The organism is Anaerostipes butyraticus, assembly GCF_016586355.1.
GTDB lineage: Bacteria > Bacillota > Clostridia > Lachnospirales > Lachnospiraceae > Anaerostipes > Anaerostipes butyraticus.
The window spans coordinates 137,336-157,405 of the sequence record NZ_BLYI01000062.1; the positions used below are offsets into that span (position 1 = coordinate 137,336).

General features: G+C 45.4%; 18 protein-coding genes. 2 read left to right on the plus strand and 16 right to left on the minus strand.

All coding sequences use genetic code 11. From position 1 onward, the window contains the following. Positions 1-35: 35 nt before the first annotated feature. The 15 genes from dusB to JMF81_RS13645 all read right to left on the minus strand — a co-directional run bounded on the left by dusB (position 36) and on the right by JMF81_RS13645 (position 14,949). Complete coding sequence (gene dusB, locus JMF81_RS13575) at positions 36-1,031, minus strand: tRNA dihydrouridine synthase DusB (RefSeq protein WP_201311970.1); 996 nt, start codon at positions 1,029-1,031, stop codon at positions 36-38. Continuing rightward, the gene (locus JMF81_RS13580; protein ID WP_201311971.1) at positions 1,018-1,782 is read right to left on the minus strand and encodes a type III pantothenate kinase; all 765 of its coding nucleotides are present in this window, start codon (positions 1,780-1,782) and stop codon (positions 1,018-1,020) included. The genes dusB and JMF81_RS13580 overlap by 14 nt, the downstream gene beginning before the upstream one ends. Positions 1,783-1,786: 4 nt before the next feature. Next, positions 1,787-2,122, minus strand: coding sequence for a DUF6145 family protein (locus JMF81_RS13585; RefSeq protein WP_201311972.1), 336 nt, complete (start codon positions 2,120-2,122; stop codon positions 1,787-1,789). Between the two features lie 24 nt (positions 2,123-2,146). Then, positions 2,147-3,127, minus strand: a complete 981-nt coding sequence (locus JMF81_RS13590; protein WP_201312100.1) for a biotin--[acetyl-CoA-carboxylase] ligase — start codon at positions 3,125-3,127, stop codon at positions 2,147-2,149. A 4-nt stretch (positions 3,128-3,131) separates the two neighbouring features. Further along, positions 3,132-4,076 carry an ornithine carbamoyltransferase gene (gene argF, locus JMF81_RS13595; protein WP_201311973.1) on the minus strand — a complete coding sequence of 315 codons (945 nt, stop codon included), beginning with the start codon at positions 4,074-4,076 and terminating at the stop codon, positions 3,132-3,134. Positions 4,077-4,131: 55 nt separating this feature from the next. Further along, positions 4,132-4,803: an SGNH/GDSL hydrolase family protein gene (locus JMF81_RS13600; RefSeq protein ID WP_201311974.1), complete on the minus strand. Its 672-nt coding sequence runs from the start codon at positions 4,801-4,803 to the stop codon at positions 4,132-4,134. A gap of 139 nt (positions 4,804-4,942) precedes the next feature. Beyond that, positions 4,943-5,674 (minus strand): amino acid ABC transporter ATP-binding protein, encoded by a 732-nt coding sequence (locus JMF81_RS13605; RefSeq protein WP_201311975.1) that lies wholly within the window; start codon positions 5,672-5,674, stop codon positions 4,943-4,945. Beyond that, the gene (locus JMF81_RS13610) at positions 5,664-6,350 is read right to left on the minus strand and encodes an amino acid ABC transporter permease (protein ID WP_201311976.1); all 687 of its coding nucleotides are present in this window, start codon (positions 6,348-6,350) and stop codon (positions 5,664-5,666) included. Before JMF81_RS13610 ends, JMF81_RS13605 begins: the two co-directional genes overlap by 11 nt. Positions 6,351-6,365: 15 nt before the next feature. Next, positions 6,366-7,130 (minus strand): transporter substrate-binding domain-containing protein, encoded by a 765-nt coding sequence (locus JMF81_RS13615; protein ID WP_334297473.1) that lies wholly within the window; start codon positions 7,128-7,130, stop codon positions 6,366-6,368. Between the two features lie 65 nt (positions 7,131-7,195). After that, a complete protein-coding gene (locus JMF81_RS13620) occupies positions 7,196-8,125 on the minus strand; it encodes an SPFH domain-containing protein (RefSeq protein WP_201311978.1) in 930 nt (309 codons plus the stop codon). Between the two features lie 3 nt (positions 8,126-8,128). Beyond that, positions 8,129-8,950, minus strand: a complete 822-nt coding sequence (locus JMF81_RS13625) for an NfeD family protein (RefSeq protein ID WP_201311979.1) — start codon at positions 8,948-8,950, stop codon at positions 8,129-8,131. Between the two features lies 1 nt (position 8,951). Then, positions 8,952-9,725: a TrmH family RNA methyltransferase gene (locus tag JMF81_RS13630; protein WP_201311980.1), complete on the minus strand. Its 774-nt coding sequence runs from the start codon at positions 9,723-9,725 to the stop codon at positions 8,952-8,954. Between the two features lie 86 nt (positions 9,726-9,811). Continuing rightward, positions 9,812-10,801 (minus strand): 6-phosphofructokinase, encoded by a 990-nt coding sequence (gene pfkA / locus JMF81_RS13635; RefSeq protein ID WP_201311981.1) that lies wholly within the window; start codon positions 10,799-10,801, stop codon positions 9,812-9,814. A gap of 80 nt (positions 10,802-10,881) precedes the next feature. Next, on the minus strand, positions 10,882-14,337 hold the full coding sequence (locus JMF81_RS13640; RefSeq protein WP_201311982.1) for a DNA polymerase III subunit alpha: 3,456 nt from the start codon (positions 14,335-14,337) through the stop codon (positions 10,882-10,884). Between the two features lie 3 nt (positions 14,338-14,340). Beyond that, the gene (locus JMF81_RS13645) at positions 14,341-14,949 is read right to left on the minus strand and encodes a GerMN domain-containing protein (protein ID WP_201311983.1); all 609 of its coding nucleotides are present in this window, start codon (positions 14,947-14,949) and stop codon (positions 14,341-14,343) included. Positions 14,950-15,074: 125 nt separating this feature from the next. Here JMF81_RS13645 and JMF81_RS13650 point away from each other — a divergent pair, with 125 nt between their 5' ends. Then, positions 15,075-16,430, plus strand: coding sequence for a UDP-N-acetylmuramoyl-tripeptide--D-alanyl-D-alanine ligase (locus JMF81_RS13650; protein ID WP_201311984.1), 1,356 nt, complete (start codon positions 15,075-15,077; stop codon positions 16,428-16,430). Between the two features lie 438 nt (positions 16,431-16,868). Beyond that, entirely contained in the window at positions 16,869-18,560 is a 1,692-nt protein-coding gene (locus JMF81_RS13655) for a carbon starvation CstA family protein (protein WP_201311985.1), read from the plus strand. Between the two features lie 90 nt (positions 18,561-18,650). Here the strand turns inward: JMF81_RS13655 and JMF81_RS13660 are convergent, their stop codons facing one another. After that, complete coding sequence (locus tag JMF81_RS13660; protein WP_201311986.1) at positions 18,651-20,021, minus strand: sodium-dependent transporter; 1,371 nt, start codon at positions 20,019-20,021, stop codon at positions 18,651-18,653. Positions 20,022-20,070: the final 49 nt, after the last annotated feature.

Consider the following 20,070-nt stretch of genomic DNA (forward strand, 5'->3'; position numbering starts at 1 on the left):
TGTCAATTGATATTCTCGCTATTTCACGTATCCGCCTATCTTCGGCTGGATTCCAGATAATTTGTCAGAAGTTCTTCCAGATCCTGATAGGTCTCCGTGTGATTTACTTTATCTCTCAGCTTCGCTGCTCCAGGGAACCCGAAGGTATACCATGAAACATGTTTGCGCATTTCTCTTACGCCGATGTACTCTCCTTTGAAGTCAATCATCATGCGGCCGTGACGCAGCATCATAGCCACGACTTCTTCCAGAGACGGCCTTGGAAGTGTTTCTCCGGTTTCAAAATAATGAATCATTTCTTTGAAAATCCAGGGATTTCCCTTGGCTCTTCTGCCGATCATAAAGCCGTCGCAGCCAGTTTCCTCATACATATGCAGGGCATCTTCCGGGCAGGTGATATCACCGTTTCCGATGACCGGGATGGATACCGCATCTTTTACTCTGCGGATAATGCTCCAGTCTGCCTTTCCGGAATAATACTGCTCCCTGGTCCTTCCGTGAACCGCAATAGCTTTTGCGCCGTTTTCTTCCGCAATCTGTGCCATTTCCACCGCATTGATATGATCATCATCGAATCCTTTACGGATTTTTACTGTTACCGGCACTTTGACCGCAGACGCCACTGCTTTTATGACCTTCCCTGCCAGTTCCGGCTGCTTCATCAGCGCGGAACCGTCACCATTATTTACGATCTTTGGAACCGGACATCCCATATTGATATCGATCATCTGGAATTTGCCATTATCTACTTTTGCCGCCATCTCTCCCATGATATCCGGATCGGATCCGAAAATCTGAAGAGCCGCCGGCTGTTCTTTTGGATCTGTCGCCATCAGCGGTTCGGATTTGCGGTTGCCGTAATACAGACCTTTGGCGCTGACCATTTCCGTGCACATAAGCCCTGCTCCCTGTTCTTTGCACAGAAGTCTGTACGGCAGGTCTGTAACTCCTGCCATCGGCGCCAGGGTAAATGGATAATCGATTACCACATTTCCAATCTGGAGCGGTTTTAATCTGTTATTGTTTTTCATATATTAACTCTAATCCCTTCAATGTCAGCATTCCATCATAGTAGTCGATCTCTTCTACTTCTTTGGCGATCATTTTGCCCAGACCTCCGGTTGCAATGACTTTAAGATTTTCAAAACCTGTCTGTTCTTTCATCTGCGCGATAATGTGTTTTGTCTCACCGACCACACTGTAGAACAGGCCCGCCTGCATACAGCTTACGGTTCTTGTGGCAAGAATCGTATCCGGCTTTACAATCTCAATCTCCGGCAGTCTTGCCGCTCCCTGAACCAGAGCGTTGGCAGATGTACGGATTCCCGGTACGATCACGCCTGCAAGAAATGTCCCGTCATCGGTTACGACATCATATGTTGTCGCCGTTCCATAATCAATGACCAGTGCCGGTCCTCCAAATAATTCATATCCGGCTACCAGATTGACGATTTTATCAGCTCCGACTTCTCCTGGATTCATACGGCTCAAATTGATGCCTGTTTTAACGCCAGGTCCTACAATGATCGGTTTAATATTGAAATATTTCACAATTCCATTGACCAGCGAATGCATGATATTCGGAACAACCGAACAGATAATAGCCGCCTTTACTTCTTTACAGTCTTTCCCTTTGGTCTGTAAAAGGTCTGAGATGATCATTCCGTATTCATCCGATGTTCTCTGGATCTTTGTCGTAATACGGAAAGACTCTATGATTTCTTTCCGGCGGAATACACCGATCGTAATATTTGTATTCCCAACGTCCAATGCTAATAACATATTTCTATACCTCTTCCTCTTCTCCTAAAAAGAATACTTTGTAATATAATTCCAGGGATTCCCACAGATCCCTTTTTTCCTGCTGCATCTGCTTTATTTTCAGAGCTCCGCCGATCTCATCGTAGAAAAAATCATTTTCTTCTGCCTGAGTCACAAATGACAGTTTCCCATCTTCATCAAATTCAACCGTGAGAATTCCTCCCACTTCCTCCGTGTACAGCACACAGGCAATTTTCAGTTCATCTTTTACCTGATCCGGAAGTCCCTGAAAGTCTTCATTCAGATAATATTTCTTCTGATATGCGTTGGAACCGCACAGGGTTACCTTTTTCTGATACATAACAACTCCTTGTCATTTTCCTTTTTAAACATATCCCAAAATTCCGCGCACAGATACTTCACCGGACAGCACTGTGGTCTTCCTTCCGGCGTCATCTTCCACCATCAGCTCCCCTTTGTGATCGATTCCCCTCGAAATATAAAAATCCTCCCTGGATTCTCTGACCACACGGATTCGCTGGTTCATATGGACCAGCAGACGGTTGTAATCATCTGCAAAGGCAGACAAATCTTCTGTTTTAAGAAACTGCTCATAGTACTGTTCAAAATACTCCAGCACCCTGGCTGCCAAAGGGGCTCTTCGCACCTTCCGGCCTGTCTCTATCTGGATGGAAGTCGCTTTCTCTTTTAAGTCTTCCGGAAATTCCTTTACGTTTACATTGATTCCCAGACCTACAACGACATAATTCAGTTCATCCATCTGCGCGCTTAATTCTGTCAGGATCCCGCAGACTTTTCTGCCTTCTGCAATAATATCATTCGGCCATTTGATCTGGCACCTGAGACCTGTCTCCTCCATGACCGCTTTCTGCACCGCCAGGGCGGCGATCAGCGTCAGCATGGAACTGTTTTCTACCGCAATCTGCGGCCGCAGCAGGAAACTCATCCAGATTCCGCATCCTGCATCTCCCAGCCAGCTGCGTCCTCTTCTGCCTTTTCCGCTGGTCTGCTTCTCCGCAACGACCGTCGTTCCATGGGGAGCTCCTTCTTCCGCCAGTCTCCGGATTTCCAGATTGGTGGAATCCAGGGTCTCATAAAATCTGAAATTTCGTCCCAGCCATTTTGTATGCAGACTGCTTCCGATTTCTTCTGCCGTGACACTGTCCGGCATACTTAAAAGCTTATACCCTCTGTTGGTGACAGAATCAATTCCATATCCTTCTTCTCTCAGTGCATTCATATATTTCCACACTGCTGTTCTGGATACCTGAAGTTTTTCGCAAAGTTCCTGGCCGGAGACATAATCCCCGGCCTCTTTTAATTCCTTTAGAATCCTGGTTTTCATCATCTTAAGCCTGTTCTCCTAATGTGGCTACCATGACCGCTTTGATCGTATGCATCCGGTTCTCCGCTTCATCGAAAATAACATCTGCATTTTCCTCAAACACATCTTCTGTAATCTCATTTCCTTTGACAGCCGGCAGGCAGTGCATAACAATGGTGCTGTCTTTTCCAGTCTTCGCCAGCATCTCTTTGTTTACCTGATATGGTCTTAAAATCGCCATACGTTCTGCAGATTTTTCTTCTTCTCCCATGGAAACCCATACATCTGTGTAAATACAGTCCGCACCTTTCACCCCTTCATCTACATCTTCCGTAAATGTAAGTTTGGCTCCGGATTCCTCTGCATAGCCTTTGCACAGTTCAATCAGTTCTTCTTTCGGCCAGAGACTCTTCGGCGCCAGACAGGTAAAGTTAACTCCCATCTTGGAACATCCGATCATCAGGGAATTACCCATGTTATTTCTTCCATCTCCTGCAAATACAAAGTTAAGACCTTTTAATTTTCCAAACTGTTCTTTTAATGTCAGGAAATCTGCCAGGATCTGTGTTGGATGATAGTCGTCTGTCAGACCGTTCCACACTGGCACACCGCTGTACTTAGCCAGCTTCTCCACATTTTCATGTTTGAAGCCGCGGAATTCAATACCGTCAAACATTCTTCCAAGAACCCGTGCCGTATCTTCTACTGACTCCTTATGGCCCAGCTGAATATCATCTTTTCCAAGATATTCCGGATGACCGCCCTCATCGATGCATCCGATGGTAAAAGCACATCTTGTCCGTGTACTTGGTTTTTCAAAGATCAATGCGATATTTTTACCTTTTAAACTGTTTCCTGTAATTCCTTTCTTCTTGTCTGCTTTTAATTTAGCCGCAAGTTCCAGTAAATATTCAATCTCATCCGGCGTGAAATCTTTCAGCGTCAGAAAGTTTCTTCCTTTTAAATCCATCTTTTGTTCCTCCGGTTTTTTACTTATTTATCTGCTATTATATATGAACCATTCTTCAATGACAACCCTGCCAGGCCTGTATTCCAAGGATTTCTGCACATTTTGCAGCCACTGCCTCCCCTAAGGAATGATGGCTTTCTGCTGACAAATGACAGGCGTCAAGATCAGATGCCCTGGCATACCTGGCCGCGTCCAGAAATTCTATTCCATGAAACCGGGCCCATTCCTCATAAACAGGCGCCAGCCTTCTGGAGTATTTTATGCCTCTCTCAAATCCCATCTCTTCTCCTGATGGAATTTCACACAAATTTTCTCCCAGATGCGGCGGCGACATCAAAAGAATCTTTGCCGGCATTCCATCCAGGCGTTTCTGGGGAGTCACCGATAAAATCGTACGAATCAGCCGGTCCACCGCCTTGCCGATATCCGTCGGCGTCAGCTGGAACCGGATTTTCAGGTCATTGGTTCCGAGCATCAGCACCACAAGATCAATGGGACCGTGGCTGTGCAGACATGGTTCCAGATAGGAAAATCCATTTCTTCCCGGCCGTATCTCATCTTCAAAACAGGTGGTTCTGCCGTTCAGTCCTTCTGGAATCACCAGCACGCTGTTTCCCAGCCGTTCCTGCAGGATCGTTGTCCATCTTTGCTCATAGGGATAGCGAAAACCTGTGGCCGGGTCATAACCATAAGTATTGGAATCCCCATAACACAGAATCGTCTTCATGATACTCCTCCTTTTTCTATTCTGCATTCATCTCTCTGTCTCATATTTCTTATTCCATAAACGATTTCTGTAAAATCTCCTATGGAATAAAAAATATCCCTGCAAAACCATCTTGCATGTTTTACAGGGATGTACTTCCTTATAATACCTGGTTTAAGAAATTGATCGTTCTTTCTTCTTTTGGATGTCCGAGAACTTCTTCCGGAGTTCCTTCTTCTACAATATAGCCTCCATCCATAAAGATGATACGGTCTGCGACTTCCCTCGCAAATCCCATCTCATGTGTTACAACGACCATGGTCATTCCTTGTTTTGCCAGTGTCTTCATAACATTCAGTACTTCTCCGACCATCTCCGGATCCAGAGCAGATGTCGGTTCATCAAACAGCATAATATCCGGATGCATCGCAAGAGCTCTCGCGATCGCCACACGCTGTTTCTGTCCTCCGGAAAGCTGTGCCGGATATACATCGGCTTTCTCTGCCAGTCCGACTTCCTTCAGCAGGCTTTCTCCGACTGCTTCTGCCTGTTCCTGTGTCATCTTCTTTAATTCCACAGGCGCCATTGTAATGTTTTCCATGACGGTCTTATGTGGAAACAGATTAAAGTGCTGGAATACCATTCCGATATTTTCACGCACTTTATTGATATCTGTGTTCTTATCTGTAATATCATATCCATCGATGATAACCTGTCCGCCTGTAATGGATTCCAGCCGGTTCAGACATCTTAAAAAAGTACTTTTTCCTGATCCGGAAGGCCCGATCAGACATACAACCTCACCGTCTTTTACTTCGACGTCCATGCCTTTTAAGACTTCCAGATTTCCAAAATTCTTTACCAAACCTTTGACGATTACTTTATTTTCCATATGACATTCTCCTTTCCAGAACTTTAGCCACCTTAGAAAGGATTGTACAGATTACAAGATAATAGATCGCTGCAATCACGTACACGTATAATACTCCGGCTGACTCATTGGCTGAAATCATCCTTGCGTTCATTGTCAGCTCCCGGATACCGATAACGGAAATCAGGGATGTATCTTTTAATGAAATAATAAACTGGTTGATGATAGACGGAAGCATCGTGCGGATTGCCTGCGGAAGGATTACCTTGCGCATGGCTTTTCCATAAGTTAATCCAAGGCTTCTCGCAGCTTCCATCTGGCCTTTGTCTACCGCTTCAATACCGCCTCGTACAATCTCTGCCATATAGGCACCTGCATTTAAGCTGAGAGCGATACATCCAGCGGTGAAAACTCCTCCCAGATCGTTCCAGCTGATGCCGAAAACCGGTCTTAAGATCGTTCCTCCTACACCATAATACATGATGAACACCTGCACGATCAAAGGCGTTCCTCGTATGATATCTACATAAATACTGGAAATCACATTCAGCACCTTATTGTGGGCGATACTGAACATTCCAAATATAATTCCCAGAATGCTGGCACAGATCAGAGATACGATCGTCAGCTGCAGTGTGAGAATCAGAGCTTCGTTAAAGGTTGGTGCATAATATGAAAATAATTCTATAAAATTCATGTCCTAACCTCAGTTCTAATTTTCTTTTGCGTATTTATCAATAATTTTCTGATATTCGCCGTTTTCCTTGATCTTCTTCAATCCACTGTTGAACATATCGATCAATTCACCGTTTTCACCTTTTAATACGGCAAATCCATATTCGCTTCCTTCATCGGAAATAAACGGAACTTCCAGCGGCTGTCCGTTCTCTTTAATCTCGTAGTTCATAACAGGGTAATCTTCGAAACATGCTACTGCGTTGCCTGAAGTTACTTCCTGGTACATCATTGCGGAACTCTCTACCTGTTTCACACTGAAGTCATATTTCTTTGCCATTTTTTCTGCATAGCTTGCTCCAACAGTTCCGACTTTGGCTACAACATCTTTTCCTTTCAGATCTTCCAGACTGTCAATGTCAGATCCCTTTTCTGTTGCAAAACATACTTTTGATGTATAATAAGAATCAGAAAAATCATATTTTTCTTTTCTTTCATCTGTAATAGACATTCCGGCGATCATTCCGTCACTCTGTCCATTTTCCACAGATGCCATTGCCGCATCAAATCCTACAGCGTCAATTTCATACTTAAAACCTTCTTCATCGGCAATTGCTTTCAGCAATTCCAAGTCAATTCCTACTCTCTTTCCATCTTTGTTTTCGAATTCAAACGGTGCGAATGTTGTATCAGAAGCAATCTTATATGTTTTTTCTCCCTTACTTTCGTCTGAATTTCCGCCACATGCTACAAGGCTCAGCCCCATAATCGCAGCCAGAGACAATGTCAATAACTTTTTCAATCTCATGTGTCTTCCTCCTATTTTCTTAAATCTTCGTTAAGTTTCTATTAACGCATCGTAATGTATTATACATTAATTTCTTCATTTTGTCCAATTTCAGTCACAGATTTTACCATTCCGGCCAGACTTTGAATCTCAGAAGGAATGATAATCTTTGTTGCCTTGCCGTCTGCGGCCTTGGCAAACGCTTCCAGACTCTTGAGCTGGATCACTGCATCGTCCGCTCCTGCACTCTTAATAAACTCAATTCCCTGAGCGTTGGCCTTCTGCACTGTTCTTATGGCTTCCGCCTGTCCTTCCGCTTCTCTTATGGTTGCTTCCTTCTTGGCTTCTGCTCTTAAAATTGCGGATTCTTTCTCACCTTCCGCTTCCAGGACAACGGATTCTTTATGTCCCTCTGCCCTCAGAATCGCTGACTTCTTCTCTCCTTCCGCGATCAGGATGGCTTCTCTTCGTTCTCTTTCTGCCTTCATCTGTTTTTCCATGGCATCCTGAATAGCTGCCGGCGGAATGATGTTCTTAAGCTCTACCCTGTTGACTTTGATCCCCCACGGATCGGTTGCCTCATCCAGGGTCGCTCTCATCTGTGTATTAATCGTCTCCCTGGAAGTCAGTGTCTCGTCCAGTTCCAGATCCCCGATTACATTTCTCAGTGTTGTGGCTGTCAGGTTCTCAATGGCCATGATCGGATTTTCCACTCCATAGCTGTAAAGCTTTGGATCTGTAATCTGAAAGTATACTACCGTATCAATCTGCATGGTAACGTTGTCTTTGGTAATAACCGGCTGCGGCGGAAAATCAACAACCTGCTCTTTTAAATTCACTTTTCTTGCTACTTTATCAAAAAACGGAATCTTAATATGAAGTCCTACGGACCACGTTTCCTTATAAGCACCCAGCCTCTCTACCACATAAGCGTAGGCCTGAGGCACGATCCGGACTGTCGATAAAATAATAACAACTGCCAGTATAATGAAAATAATCAATAAAATCATCTCTTACTCCTCCTTCTCCTCTTCCTGCTGTTCTATGGAATCTTCCGGTTCCTCCTGGATATCTTCGATCTGTTCTATGAAATCTTCCGGTTCCCCCTGGATATCTTCGATTTCTTCTTCGTCCGGTGCTGTTTCGGGCTCCTCTTCCTCTGTTTCCGTTTCGTCTTCCTCTATATCTGTCTCGTCCTCGTCTTCTTCGATGTCTCGTGTTTCCATCTCATCCTCATCGTCATCTTCTTCCCAGATATTTTCCACCGGTTCTTTTTCTTCTTCTGAAGCCTCAGAAGTTTCTTCTTCCTCTCTCCAGATTTCAGGAATTTCTTCTTCCTTCGGCGGAATATCCTGCATTTCCTCTTCTTTAACGACCCGGAATCCTTCTTCTTCCTGTTTCTTTGGCACAGGCAGCGCTTCCACGATCAGCTTCACTCCCTGAATCTTGTGGATCACTACTTCTGTGTCTTCTGATATTTCTTCTCCATTCAGCGACCGGGCTGACCAGTCCATTCCATTGACATAGACCAGTCCTTTTCCGTGATTATTATCAATCGCTTCTTTTACGATGCCATGCTGCCCGATCATCGCTTCCACATTTGTCTTTTCCACGCTGCTGTTCAGATATTTCTGCGCCAGAGGTCTCGTAAAAACAAACAGCAGACAGGATGCCGCGACAAATATGACCATCTGAAGCAGAAGAGGCGCTCCTAAAAACGCCGCAGCTGCTGCCAGCACAGCACCTCCCGCAAACCATATGCTCGTCAGGCCGAGAGTCAGAATCTCAATCAGCAGCAAAACTGCCGCTGCTCCCATCCAGTATACTGCAAACATATCAATCTCCCCCTTCCTCTCTTTGGCGCCGCGCTTCATACATCAAAAGCCCTGCCGCCATTGCGGCATTTAATGATTCGACGTTTCCACTCATAGGAATTTTGATCTTCCGGTCTGCAGCCCGGGTCAGTCCATCGCTCAGCCCGTTTCCTTCATTGCCGATAAAAAAGGCAGAACTTTTCCTGTAATCTTCTTTTGTATAGTTTGTTCCGTCCAGATGCGCGGCATACGCGGTAATCTGATTTTTTTTGAGAAATTCCATAACCTGTTCCATATTATCTGCATAAACAAAAGGCACCCGGAAAATGGATCCCATCGTTGAGCGTATGACTTTTGGATTATAAATATCCACAGTATCCCGGCTCATAATAATTCCTGTCACCCCTGCTCCTTCTCCCGTCCGCAGAATCGTCCCCAGATTCCCAGGGTCCTGCAGATTCTCAAGCACTAAAAGCAGTGCGTTCTCCTCTGCCAGCTGTTCCATTTGAAATTCCTTCATTTTTACCAGCGCCAGCACTCCCTGCGGCGTCATCGTATCAGAAATTTCCTTCATAACCTGAGGAGAAACCAGTTCCGGTTCCATCTTTGAAAACATCTCCTGGTGGGCTTTTTGAAATTCCTCTGTCGCATAGACTTTGTAAAGACGGTCTGCTGGAATTTCTTCAAACATACGGATGCCCTCCACAAGGAACAGCTGTTCCTTACGGCGTTCCCTTGCGCTTTTCTTCAGTTTTAAGATCCTTTTTACCTGCTTGTTCTGACTCGTCGTAATCATACTCTTCACCAAATCTAAATGAGAAAAAAGGAAAGCATGACGCCCTTCACGGAAAAGGCCATGCTTTCCTAGATGTCCTGTTTGTTTTATTTACCTAACAAATGAGCAATCTGCAGCTGATAATCATCGATATGCTTTGTCATAGCAAGACCTTCCTGGATATCCATGTCCATAAATTTACCATTCTGATATCCAACGACACGATTGCTCTTTCCTGCGCAAAGCAGATCAACCGCGTAAGCACCCATCATGGACGCATACATTCTGTCTTTTGCCGTCGGGCTTCCGCCTCTCTGCATATGTCCAAGGATTGTCGCTCTTGTCTCAATTCCTGTTGCAGATTCAATTCTCTTTGCCATGCTGTAGGAATGTCCCACACCTTCTGCGTTGACAACCAGATGATGTGTCTTTCCTCTTGCTCTGTTGCGGAGCAGATGTTCAATGATCTGCTGCTCTACTTTTGGAAGGTTGCCGTCGAAACTTTCCGGAATCAGGATATCCTCAGCTCCTGTCGCAACACCGCACCATAAAGCGATATATCCGGCACCGCGACCCATAACTTCTACGATACTGCATCTCTCATGAGAAGTTGATGTATCACGGATCTTGTCAATTGCCTGCATTGCAGTATTGACTGCCGTATCAAATCCGATCGTATATTCTGTACATGCAATGTCCAGGTCGATCGTTCCCGGTACGCCAATGGTGTTGATTCCCAGCTCGGCAAGTTTTCTTGCTCCCTGGAAGGATCCGTCTCCACCGATAACAACCAGTCCTTCGATTCCATGTGCTTTGCAGACTTCTGCGCCTCTCTTCTGGCCTTCTTCTGTCTTGAATTCGTCACATCTTGCAGTTAAAAGGATTGTTCCTCCACGCATGATGCTGTCTGCTGTTACCTTTGGAGTCATATCAATGATCTCTTCGTTCAGCAGTCCATTGTATCCCTTCTTGATACCTTTGACATTCAGTCCTCGTTCCTTACCAATTCTAACGACCGCTCTTACTGCGGCATTCATTGCCGGTGCATCTCCACCACTGGTCAATACACCAATTGTTTTAATTTTTGGTTTTCCCATGTTACATCCTCCATTTAGCTCATACAATTCTTAGCTAGGATTATTCTAATCCATTTGCCCTGATTTTTCAATAGTCTTTGTTATAATCCTAACGAACGAAATCTGATATTTTCTTTTCCATACCACTCTTCCAGTTCATATATCAGATCCGGATCCGGCTCCACCATCCAGTCATGTCCCAGACGATTGACTGCCCGCTCCGCCTTGCAGTATACGACCACTGCGCTCTTGCCCTGATATGTCCGAAGAGATTCTTTCAAATGCTTTTCTTCACGGAAAAACGCCTCTTTCGTTGGAAACTGGATCCACAGTTCCCTGACAAGTCCGTCAAACGGAATGATCTGATTGCAGATCAGCTTGCTTTCCTCCTCCGATACAGAAGCGGTTCCTTTGATAAATACTTTTGCATCTTCTTTCAGCAGTTCCTGATATGCTGCGTATTGTCTTGGGAATACAAGGACTTCCACTGTTCCTCTCAGATCCTCCAGGGTTAAAAACGCCATATTCTGATTCTTCCTTGTCAGTTTCACGTTCAGTTCACTGATAATGCCTCCCATCACACAGCTCTGCTGGTCTTTTACCACCGTCCTTCCTGTCTCTTCATCTATGAGAAAATCCGCCGTACTGGCGCTGGTGCTCTGCTCCAGCAGCCTGATATCATCATCCAGAGGATGACCGCTTACATAGATTCCAAGCACCTCTTTTTCCATAGACAGAAGCTGATCTTTGTCATATTCTCCTACATCCGGATAAGTGATCTGAAAGGATGTCTGTTCCTCCTCTGAAAGCAGATCCATCAGACTCATCTGTCCTTCAATTTCATTTTTTCGTTCTTTCTGAATGCTGTCCATGATCTCCGCATACACAAACATCTGCTGCTTTCTCGTTGCGCCAAAACTATCCAAAGCACCTGATTTGATCAGATTTTCCGCTGTACGCTTATTGATCTCCCGGCTGGAAAGCCGTTCTACCAGATCCTGGAAATCCCGGTATTCTCCGTGAGCCTTCCGCTCCCGCAGAATTGCTTCGATCACCGGTTTCCCAAGACTTTTAATCGCCGTGAGTCCATACCGTATGTTTCCGTGATCGACCGAAAATCCTCCTTCTCCCCGGTTGATATCCGGCGGAAGGATCCGGATCCCAAGTTTCTTGCACGCATAACTATATTCCGCGATCTTTGACGTATTACCCAATACTGATGTCAGAAGAGCTGCCATAAATTCCACCGGATAATGGCATCTCAGATACGCAGTCCGGTAAGCGACAACCGCATAGGCAGCCGCATGAGATTTGTTGAATGCGTATTTGGCAAAATCCAGCATCTCATCCCAGATCTGGTTGGCTGTTTTCTCATCAATTCCATTCTGAATGCATCCCGGGATTCCTTCTTCTTCATTCCCGTAAACAAAGTTCTGGCGTTCTTTCAGCATTACATCGCCCTTTTTCTTGGACATGGCACGCCGTACCAGGTCGCTTCTTCCCAGGGTATAGCCCGCAAGCTTCATAACAATCTGCATAACCTGCTCCTGGTATACGATACAGCCGTACGTAGGCTCCAGAATCTCTTCCATCTCTTCGCATTCATAATGAATGGAATCCTGGTTGTTCTTTCCTTCAATATATCGAGGAATAAAGTCCATCGGTCCCGGACGGTAGAGGGAAATTCCCGCAATGATGTCTTCCATGTTCTCCGGCTTTAATTCCTTCATGAATGTCTTCATACCCGAACTTTCCAGCTGGAAAACCCCTTCCGTATGTCCGTTTCCAATCATCTCATACACTTCTTTGTCATCCGGATCTACCGTGGTAATGTCAAAATCCGGAATCCGTTCACGCACCATTTTCTCTGCATCCTGAATCACCGTCAGGGTTCTTAATCCCAGGAAATCCATCTTCAGAAGCCCCAGTTCCTCAATGGTCGTCATGGTAAACTGTGTCATGACCGCATTATCCGCGCCTGTTGCAAGAGGCACATATTCGTCAATCGCAGTTTTGCCGATCACAACGCCTGCCGCATGCATGGACGCATGCCTTGGAAGTCCTTCCAGACGTTTGGACATATCGATCAGATATCTGGTCTCGTCATCTTCCCCATATGCTTTCTTCAGATCGGGACTTATTTTTAACGCTTTATCAATCGTAATATTCAGTTCATTCGGCACCATTTTAGCAATGCTGTCTACTTTCGCGTATGGAATATCCAGCACCCTGCCTACATCACGGATGACCATTCGTGCCGCCATGGTACCGAAGGTAATAATCTGTACCACCTGATCTTTTCCGTATTTTTCTACGACATAATCAATGACTTCCTGCCGCCGTTCATAGCAGAAGTCCACATCAATATCCGGCATGGAAACACGCTCTGGATTCAGGAAACGCTCAAAGAGCAGCTGATACCGGATCGGGTCGATATCCGTAATCTCCAGACAGTACGCCACAATACTTCCTGCCGCGGATCCTCTTCCAGGGCCAACCGCAATGCCATGCTGTTTGGCATAATGGATAAAGTCCCAGACGATCAGAAAATAATCCACATATCCCATATTTTCTATGGTTTTCAGCTCGTAATCCAGCCGTTCTCTCAGCTCATCTGTTACTTCTTCATACCGGCGCACGATTCCTTCTTCGCACAGATGCCTCAGATATTCCACTGCGGTATATCCTTCCGGCACATCATATTCCGGCACTTTCTGCTCACCAAATACGATCTCTACATTACACCGCTCTGCGATCTTTCCCGTATTCTCCAGCGCTTCCCTGGCATAAGGGAACAGTCTCTGCATCTCTTCCGGTGATTTCAGATAATACTGTCCGCCTTCATAGCGCATCCTGTCTTCATCCTGGACTTTTTTCCCTGTCTGAATGCACAGCAGGATATCATGAGCCTCAGCGTCTTCTTTAAAGGTATAATGAATGTCATTGGTCGCCACCAGACCGATCCCGGTCTCTTTTGACATCTTAAGGAGTGCCGTATTTACTTTTGTCTGGGCGCTGATTCCATGATCCTGCATCTCCAGGAAAAAGTTTCCCTCTCCGAAGATCTCCTGCATCTTAAGCGCTGCAGACTTTGCCTTCTCATAGTTATCTTCACAGATATAAGAAGCCACCTCTCCTGCCAGACAGGCGCTTAACGCGATGATTCCTTCATGGTAGCGTTCCAGCACCTCATAATCCACTCTCGGCTTATAATAAAAACCTTCCGTAAATCCCCTGGAAACAATCTTCATCAGATTATGGTATCCCTGATCATTTTCCGCCAGCAGCACAAGATGGTAGTATCTGTTCTCTCCCTGTCTTGCCTCTTTCTGGAACCTGGATCCTGTCGTCACATAAATCTCACATCCGATGACCGGCTTAATCCCTTCTTCTTTTGCCGCCTTATAAAAATCGATCACGCCGTACATAGCGCCGTGATCTGTAATGGCAATGCTGTCCATTCCAAGTTCTTTTGCCTGATGGACCAGCTCTTTGATCTTGCTGGAACCATCCAGAAGACTGTATTCCGTATGAACATGTAAATGTGTAAAACTCATTCGTCAGTTAACTCCTATCGGTTCGTCATATGTTTTATTTCCTGTTTCCAGCGGATGTCCATTTGTATAAAAGTAAAACTGGTCTGCTCCAAGATTCCTGCAAAACGTCTTTGCGACCGCTTCCGCTCTCATATTCGCTTCTTCCGGCGCCATCCGCATCAGAAGGACTCCGCATTCCGAATTAAAATCCACCTTAATCGTGTCCCCGTCTTTCTCATAAGAAAGAATCTTGCAGGACTCATCCAGCACCTCTTCATCCTGAAGAGCCGCCATGATCTTATTCTCGTCCACCGGCGTTTCCATCCGGATACTCTTCTCTTTGATCTCATTCGGCTCAAACACCGGGTAAAAAACTGCCGCGGACGTAAAGCTCACCTGACCTCCATCAGAAGATTCCGCTGCCGTCTGGCTTTCTGCCGCTTCTGTGGACGCCGTGGAAGCTGTCGTTGATGCTGCTGCCGTATCCTGGGATGATGCTGTCTCACTGGCAGCCTCAGAAACCGCTTCTGTCGTACTTCCTGCAGAAGAACCTTTCTCTCCGGTTCCGGAACATCCCGCTAACGATACTGTCATTATCACTGCCAGTATCCCGGTTATCATTCTTTTTTTCATACTTTTCTGCCTTTCCCTACTGACCTGTCACAAAAAAATCTTATCGATATAATTTTAACATAATATGATAAGTTATGCTATAATCACAAGAGAAGAAAATATTATGTTTAGAGCAGAGGTTTATTATGGAAAATATTACAATTCAGGACATTTTAAAAGCAACTGGCGGCACCCTGCTGTGCGGCGATCCTTCCATGAAGATCGACCGGATCAGCACTAATTCCATGGAAATGGGCCCGAACACCTTGTTCGTTCCTATTATCGGAGAGAGAGTTGACGCTCATGTCTTCATTCCAAGCGCTCTGGAAAGCGGCGGCGCCTGCCTGACACAGGAACATGACGAAGCATCCGGAGACGCCCCTTATATTAAAGTTCCCGATACGTTAAAAGCCATGCAGCAGATTGCAGCTTATTACCGGAATAAAATGTCTCTTCCGATCATCGGAGTCACAGGAAGCGTTGGAAAAACAACGACAAGAGAAATGATCGCACATGTACTCAGGGGAAAATACAAAGTATTTGAGACCATCGGCAACCAGAACAGCCAGGTGGGTGTTCCTCTGACTCTGGATCATCTTTCTTCCAATGATGAAATCGGAGTCCTGGAAATGGGAATGAGCGAACCTGGACAGATTACAATTTTAGGTGAGATCATCCATCCGAATATGGGGGTTGTTACTAACGTCGGTGTATCCCACATTGAAATGATGGGCTCACGCGACAATATCTGCCGTGAAAAACTGGATATCCAGAATGGTCTCCCGGAAGACGGATCCCTTTTGCTAAACGGGGATAATGACATGATCCGGAAACATTTATCTTACGTCAAGAAACCATATGAATTCTATGGTTTCGCGCCGGACTGCACCTACCGTGCGGAGAATATCCGGGAAGAAAACGGCCAGACTCATTTCACTTTCTGTTATAACGGTCAGAGAGAGGATGTCACTCTGAATGTACTGGGTGAACACAATGTGTCCAACGCTCTGGCAGCTATCGCCATCGGACTAAAATACCAGGTTCCAATGGAGGCTGTGAAACAGCAGCTGTCCACATTCTCCGGCCAGCGTCAGAATATTATCAACACCAATGGCTATACAGTGATCGATGACTCTTATAACGCAAGCCCGGATTCCATGAAAGCAAGTCTTAAGATCCTGTCTGATTTCCATGCAGACGGGCGCAGGATCGCCGTTCTTTCTGATATGCTGGAACTGGGGCCTGACGCTCCTTCCTACCACAAAGAGGTCGGACGTTATATCGCCTCCACTAAAGTAACAGATCTGTATATTACAGGAGAACTATCCCAGGAATACATCACCGAAGCAGCCGCCGGAAATCCGTCCATCCGAACCCGGCATTTCTCCTCCAACAGTGATCTGACCGGGTTCCTGAAGGACTATCTTTCTGAAGGGGATGTGGTTCTGGTCAAAGCCTCAAACGGCATGAATTTAAAAGAAGTCGCTGCCGCCTTGATCTAGATTGTATCAAAAAATGTACATCTTTTTCTCTTGACATCGTGATTTTCGAGGTCTACAATAAGTGCCAACGAAATACAAGAATACAAAATGCAATGAGCAGGACACGGAAGCTGCGGATTCCTTTTTGCAGAAAGCTGCCGGTTGATGTGAGACAGTAAAAGCCCGTTCCTTTCATCCCCTGCGAGCAGTCAGCTGAAAATGCAGAGCATGAGTAAGTGGAACCGGATTCCTTCCGTTATCAGGGGACTCATTACAGGATGAGCAGAGAGATTACAGTTGATGTAATAAAATGAAGTGGTACCGCGGAGAATTTTTCGTCTTCTAAAATGCTGAAGCATTTTAGAAGGCGTTTTTTATTCTTTTCAATGTCTTATCCCGACAAACTGTATCCGGTATTTCGTTTATGAGTTTATCAGAATTTTTAGAGGAGTGATTAAAATGAATAGTTTGACAATCATTGCCATCGCCATCGTTGCGCTGGCTGCCGGTTACATTCTTTACGGACGCTGGCTGGCAAAATCATGGGGCATCGATCCAAAAGCCAAGACCCCGGCTTATACCCATGAAGATGGAGAAGATTATGTCCCAACACCGAAACTTGTTGTATTTTCACACCAGTTTTCTTCCATCGCAGGAGCCGGTCCTGTCACCGGTCCAATCATTGCCGCAATGTTTGGATGGCTTCCGGTTCTTTTATGGCTGATCATCGGAGGAATTTTCTTCGGCGCCGTTCAGGATTTCTCTTCCCTTTACGCTTCTGTAAAGAATGAAGGAAAATCCATGGGTGTGCTGATTGAAAAATACATCGGAAAAACAGGAAAGAAGCTGTTCCTTTTATTTGCATGGCTGTTTACACTGCTTGTTATCGCTGCCTTCACCGACATCGTTGCAAGTACATTTAACGGCTTTACCGCAGACGGAGCCAAGAGCTCACCAAACGCTGCTGCTGCTTCTATTTCCATGCTGTTTATTGTTGTTGCCATCTTATTCGGTCTTTTCACAAAATATGTAAAACCGAATCAGGTAACTGAATTTATCATCGGAATCGTTCTTCTGCTCGCAATGCTGGCAGTCGGAATCGCTTTTCCGCTGTATTTTGACAAAAATGTATGGCTTGGTGTTATCATGGCTTACTTATTCCTGGCTTCTGTTATGCCAATGTGGCTTTTAATGCAGCCAAGAGATTACTTAAGCACTTTCCTTCTTGTAGGTATGATCATTGGTGCTGTGCTGGGCGTTTTCGTTGCTCATCCAGCTATGAATCTTCCTGCATTCAACGGATTTACAGTTTCAGGAAGCCACCTGTTCCCTACATTATTTATTACGATCGCCTGCGGTGCTGTTTCCGGATTCCACAGCCTGGTTTCTTCCGGTACATCTTCCAAGACGATCAGCAATGAAAAAGATATGCTTGCAGTAGGATATGGATCCATGATGGTAGAATCCCTTCTGGGAGTTGTTGCCCTGGTTGTTGTAGGAGCTGCAGCCGTAGGCGGAAAAATGCCGTCCGGCACTCCGTTCCAGATTTTCTCTTCCAACGTGGCAGGATTCCTGACACTGCTTGGAATTCCGGCACATGTTGCTACCTGCTTTATGACCATGTGCGTATCCGCTCTTGCGCTGACATCTCTGGATTCTGTCGCACGTATCGGACGTATGTCATTCCAGGAATTATTCTTAGGTGAGGCCGCTGACGGTTCTGACCTGACAGGTATCCGCAAATTGTTTGCGAATAAGTATTTTGCAACTGTAATTACTCTTGTATTTGGCTTCTTATTATGCCTTGGCGGATACAACAATGTATGGCCGTTATTCGGAGCTGCCAACCAGCTTCTTGCATCTTTAGTTCTGATCGCTATTTCTGTCTTCCTGTTAACAACCGGAAGAAAAGGATGGATGCTGTACGCACCAATGTGCATTATGCTGGTCGTTACTTTCACAGCCTTAGTTCAGGCAGTTATCGGCATCTTTACAAAGATCTTCGTTACCGGAGGATTTGTCTTTATGATCGACGGACTGCAGCTGATCGTAGCACTGCTCCTGATGGCGCTTGGACTTATGGTCGCTATTTCCTGCTTCAAGAAACTCTTCCATAAGGATAAAGTGCAGGAACCTGTTACAGCAAAATAGAATTTCTCAATAAACAAAAAGGAGAACCGCAAATCTTTCATGATCTGTGGTTCTCTTTTTTCTTCTATATTTTATAGTCTTTGATTTTTTCTAGAAAAACTTATCCGCGTATCCCTGGATCAGCAGGAATAATACAATCAGCGGCAGAATATACGTTACATATCTTCTTGCCCATTTCGGGAAACGGATTCCTTTTCCTGCATTCGCTTCCGCCAGGAAATTCTTCCATCCCCATCCATATCTTGTCACACAGAATAACAGATAAACCAGCGATCCCAAAGGAAGGATGTTATTGCTGACAATAAAATCTTCCAGATCCTGTATGGTAGTCCTTGCACCAAGCGGCTGGATAAAACTAAACATATTAAATCCCAGAGCACACGGCAGAGATAAAACTGTAATGATCACTGCGTTAAAGGCAATGGCTTTCTTCAGATCCCATCCCCAGAGATCCTGGGCAAAAGAAATAATATTCTGGAAGACCGCAATGATCGTAGATAATGCCGCAAATGTCATAAACAGGAAAAACAAAGCTCCCCAGATCCTGCTTCCAGGCATCTCGTTAAATACATTCGGCAGTGTAATAAACACCAGTTTCGGTCCACTGTCCGCGCTGACTCCAAACGCAGAACATGCAGGGAAGATCACCAGTCCTGACATCAGCGCCACCAGAGTATCCAGAACACCAACACTGATGGCTTCCCCTGTCAGTCTTCTGCTTTTATCAATATAACTTCCAAAGATAGCAATAGCTCCGATTCCAAGACTTAACGTAAAAAATGACTGGCCCATGGCCGCCGAAACTACCGTCATGATTCCCTGCTCTTTCATCGCCTGGAAATTCGGTACAAGATAAAATTTCAATCCCTCTGCCGCACCTGGAAGTGTAACGCTGCGGACGATCAGGATTACGATTACTACAAACAGACAGGACATCATTACCGTTGTGATCTTTTCCACACCGTTTTGAAGTCCTCCGGAACATACCAGAAATCCAAGAGCAATCACGACCAGCATCCAGAAAATCTGAAGGCCCGGATTCCCCATCAGATCATTAAAAATTCCTTCTACCTGCACCGTTGTTTTCTGTACAAAATCTCCTTTGAGCATTTTAAAGAAATAGCACAGCATCCATCCTGTAATGACCGTATAGAACATCATCAGCAGATAGTTTCCCGCCATTCCGATATAGCTGTACCAGTGCCACTTACTGCCTTTCGGCTCCAGCTCCTGAAAAGAAAGGGCAATGCTTCTCTGGCTGGCCCGTCCTACAGAGTACTCCATGACCAGGATCGGCAGTCCCAGAATCAACAGGAAGAACAGATAGACCAGCACAAACGCCGCCCCTCCATACTGTCCCGTAATATACGGAAACCGCCAGACATTTCCCAGTCCAATGGCACATCCGGCTGAGATCAGGATAAATCCGATCCTTGATGAAAACTTTTCTCTCTTTTCCACAATTTCCTCCTCCCTTTCCTTGCTTTTTCCACAAAGAGTTATTGTAACA